Here is a 3607-nt window from a genome sequence, read left to right as displayed (position 1 = left end):
CTATTTACCTGAGTATTATCCAAAAATCAATGCTTTAACTCCAAAATCAAATTGGACAGTGGGTCAGGAAATGAATAATTGGGAAGTGATTAATTCCCTGACCGATGAGTTTGGCAACTCTCCTATTATTGTCAAGGATTATGTAAAATCAGAAAAACATAACTGGCAGGAAGCTTGCTTTATTCCAGATGCATCCAATAAAGAGAACGTGAATAAGATAGTAGAAAGGTTTATAGAGCTGCGAGGTTCGGCCTTGAATGAAGGGCTGGTGTTCCGAAAATTTGAAGAGCTGGAATTTTTAACGGAACATTCTAAAAGTGGTATGCCATTGACAAAAGAGTACAGACTATTCTTCGTTTTTGGTAAATTGGTAAAAATGTTTAATTATTGGGATGAAGGTGACTATGGTGATACAATACTAGACCTTACGCCTTTTCTTGATGTTGCCAAAGCAATAGATAGTAATTTTTTCACCATGGATATTGCTAAGAATACTAATGATGAGTGGATTATTATAGAACTTGGTGATGGCCAAACAGCTGGGCTCCCAGATAATGCCAACAAGGAGGAATTTTATATGGAATTAAACAAAAATATAGGGCAGCATGTTTAATGTAAGCAGTCAGCAGTCAGCACTCAGCAGTCAGCAGTCAGTCTTTGGCCTTGGCCGTTGGCCACGCTACGGGAATGGCTGATAGCCGAATGCTTACAATTACGCGAAGGCATTTACTGATAAAATTCCCCTAACGCTATCTCAATCAATAACTTGAAGCTGAATATGGGAGCAGTAAAGTCGGTGCTCACACCCACTGCAGCCAGGGTTAGGGCAATATCGCTGGCCCTAGGTGGGGTAACCCTAGCCATTTCGGGAAACTGTGTTTTGGCCGACTATGCCTTGGCTGACATAGTTCCGGATGGGACATTGGGTAATGAATCGTCAGTGGTGATACCTAATACCACTGTCCGAGGAGAAATCGGGGATGTGATCGAAGGTGGCGCAACACGAGGTGCTAACTTATTTCACAGTTTCCAGGAATTTAATGTCGGAGAACTGCAACGGGTTTATTTTGCTAATCCCTCTGGGATCGAGAATATTCTAACCCGGGTAACCGGGGGGAATCTATCCAATATTCTAGGCACTTTGGGAGTAGATGGTGCAGCAAATCTGTTTTTGCTCAATCCCAATGGTATTGTGTTTGGATCCCAGGCAAAATTAGATGTCGCTGGTTCCTTTTTTGCGTCTACTGCTAATAGCTTGGTATTTGGTGATGGGCTGGAGTTTAGTGCCACATCCCCACAAGCCCCACCACTCTTAACGATTAATATTACCCCAGGATTGCAGTATGGCAAATATGACCCCAGGACAACAATTACAAATGCTGGCAATTTAGCTGCTGGAAAAGACTTGACCCTAGCCGCAGGCCATCTGGATTTACAGGGTCAACTAAAAGCTGGTCGGAATTTGACTCTGTTGGCAGAAGATACAGTCAACATTAGCGATAGTGTAGCGCAACCGTTTATCGCCAATGCAGGTGGTTTGTTCGTAATTCAGGGTAATCAGTCGATTACTATTGCAGCAAAGAACCATTCCGATAGCGGTTTATTTGTTGGTTCCGATTTACGGTTGCGATCGCCGGGTCCGATCACAGGAGATACTAACTATACCGTTGGCGGAAATATCAGCATCGAGCAGGCAGTTGGATGGTAACCCAGGGAATTTCATCAGTCCCAATGATCCCATTATTCTAGCTAATGGAGATGTTAGTTTAGGAAACTATACCGGAGCATCACTGCATATTTTGGCAGGAGGAAGTGTTACCGTTGGGGACATCGAAATTAACTCTACCGATACCGGAGATAATGCGATTAGCCCTAATAATTCCAATCCGTTCTTGGCTAGTCTGGCTAATGTGACCTTGTCCGATGAAGCGAGAACTTCTGTAGTGATTGATGGCAGTAAGCGACCTACCCTCGATATCCGGGCTGGTATAGATTGGACATTACTGGGAGGTTTTCCAGGAAATACCGATAGTGGTAACCTTGCTCCTAATTTTGGGACTGCTGCTACTAGTGCAAATATCGAAATTGGCAACATTGAGATTAAAGCACCGAATGGACTGGTATTGTTAACCAATCAGTATCAAGCTAACCCATCGTTAGTTAGTGAAACCCTGAAAATTAGTTCAATTCTGACTGGTGACGGTCCCGTAGCTAACCTAGTCAATGATAAGTTTACGAAGTTTGAGATAGATAGTAGTAAGCAGAGGTTTTCAGGGAATGGTGGCTCGGTCTTTATTAGACCTCTTGCATAAGTCTCATAAACCTTGGTCAACACAAGGCAAAAGGCAAAAGGCAAAAGGCAAAAGGGCTAGATTTTGATTTCATATTTATTTTTGCAAGAGGTCTAGTGTGGGGAGTGTGGGGAGTGTGGGGAGTGGGGGAGAATTGAGGTAAATTATAAATTCAATGTTCGCAACTCTGACTTCCGACTCCCGATTCCCTACTCCCGATTCCCTACTCCCGATTCCCTACTCCCTACTCCCTACTCCCTACTCCCTAGATTTTAGTAATAATAAGGATTTTCCGGTTCAGGAATTTTCTTAATCCCACTGGCTTCAATCACCAGCTGGCGTTTATCATCGAGGGTTTCTGTAATCATGTTACCTTCAACTTCGATCCAGGTATCGGACGGATAATAATTACGGTTTTCAGTAAGTTTAACTGGCAAACCTAAAGGATAAGCGTCAGCAGCACAACAAGTAATCACAAACCGGGAAATTAAGATATGGTCTAGAGGGAGATTAGGATGAATCACTACAAAACCATCTACTTTTACCTTTTGACCGGTATAGGCATCTGGTTCAGGATAAACATTCAAAAGCTTGATCCATTCAATTAGGCTGCGCTTTTCAGGATTGCTAGCACTGCGGAAGGATTGCGGTTGCGATCGCGTTATGGTGGCGGAGTCGGCAATACCCCGGTGTAGGGCGGTTTGGCTAGTAAATGCTTTGGGTGTCACGATTAAACCAACCATTGCCGTAGCGATCAGGAAGCCACTACTCCAACTAGGGGGAAATAAGGTTGTATGTTGAGCAGCTGGCCTAGTTACTCCCTTACCTAACCGGTGTTGACGCTCTAACTTCAGCAGTTGGGATAACCTCAAGCCTGATATTAACAATAAAATTACACCAGTGATAATTACCAAGCTAAAGTAATTGGGATGAATTAATAAGCTTAACTGACCACTTAGCCAGTATTTCAACAATAAAACTCCCCATAACGCTAAAGAAATTACTTCTAAAAGAGGAATTGACCAGTTTCTCCTGTAGGAACTTTTTCTGGACAAACGTCCTGAATGCTTAGATGGATTCATGATTAACAAGCCAATGGATTTTAGGAGGATTTAAAATTTTATAACTCCCTACTCCCTAACTAACATACAAATTAATAAACAAAGTCAATAAAAATGTTAACTGCCCTGCTATGAGAAATAGGTAAATGATTGACTTGGTTTTAAATACCGATAACAGTAAGCCGATGGCTTTGATGTCAATCATTGGTCCGAAGACTAGAAATGCTAACAACGAGCCACTAGTAAAGGTTGAGA

General features: G+C 42.5%; 6 protein-coding genes. 4 read left to right on the top strand and 2 right to left on the bottom strand.

Annotated elements, in window-relative coordinates; translation table 11 throughout:
- The 4 genes from F6K20_RS29195 to F6K20_RS29180 all read left to right on the top strand — a co-directional run.
- On the top strand, positions 1-613 hold a 613-nt coding region (locus tag F6K20_RS29195; protein WP_287297029.1), incomplete at its 5' end, for an ATP-grasp domain-containing protein.
- Between the two features lie 183 nt (positions 614-796).
- Positions 797-1708 (top strand): filamentous hemagglutinin N-terminal domain-containing protein, encoded by a 912-nt coding sequence (locus F6K20_RS29190; protein ID WP_287297027.1) that lies wholly within the window; start codon positions 797-799, stop codon positions 1706-1708.
- The gene (locus tag F6K20_RS29185; RefSeq protein ID WP_287297025.1) at positions 1668-2312 is read left to right on the top strand and encodes a hypothetical protein; all 645 of its coding nucleotides are present in this window, start codon (positions 1668-1670) and stop codon (positions 2310-2312) included. The genes F6K20_RS29190 and F6K20_RS29185 overlap by 41 nt, the downstream gene beginning before the upstream one ends.
- Before the next feature lie 154 nt (positions 2313-2466).
- Entirely contained in the window at positions 2467-2604 is a 138-nt protein-coding gene (locus tag F6K20_RS29180; protein WP_165691825.1) for a hypothetical protein, read from the top strand.
- On the opposite strand, the gene F6K20_RS29175 is transcribed toward F6K20_RS29180, so the two are convergent.
- Entirely contained in the window at positions 2564-3373 is an 810-nt protein-coding gene (locus F6K20_RS29175; protein ID WP_287297023.1) for a TIGR03943 family putative permease subunit, read from the bottom strand. The two genes, F6K20_RS29180 and F6K20_RS29175, sit on opposite strands and share 41 nt — an antisense overlap.
- A 55-nt stretch (positions 3374-3428) precedes the next feature.
- The coding region (locus F6K20_RS29170; RefSeq protein WP_287297031.1) for a permease at positions 3429-3607 on the bottom strand (179 nt) is incomplete at its 5' end.

Origin of the sequence: Moorena sp. SIO2C4 (assembly GCF_010672485.1) — a bacterium.
Classification (GTDB): Bacteria; Cyanobacteriota; Cyanobacteriia; order Cyanobacteriales; family Coleofasciculaceae; genus Moorena; species Moorena producens.
This window is presented reverse-complemented; position numbering and strand designations above follow the sequence as displayed.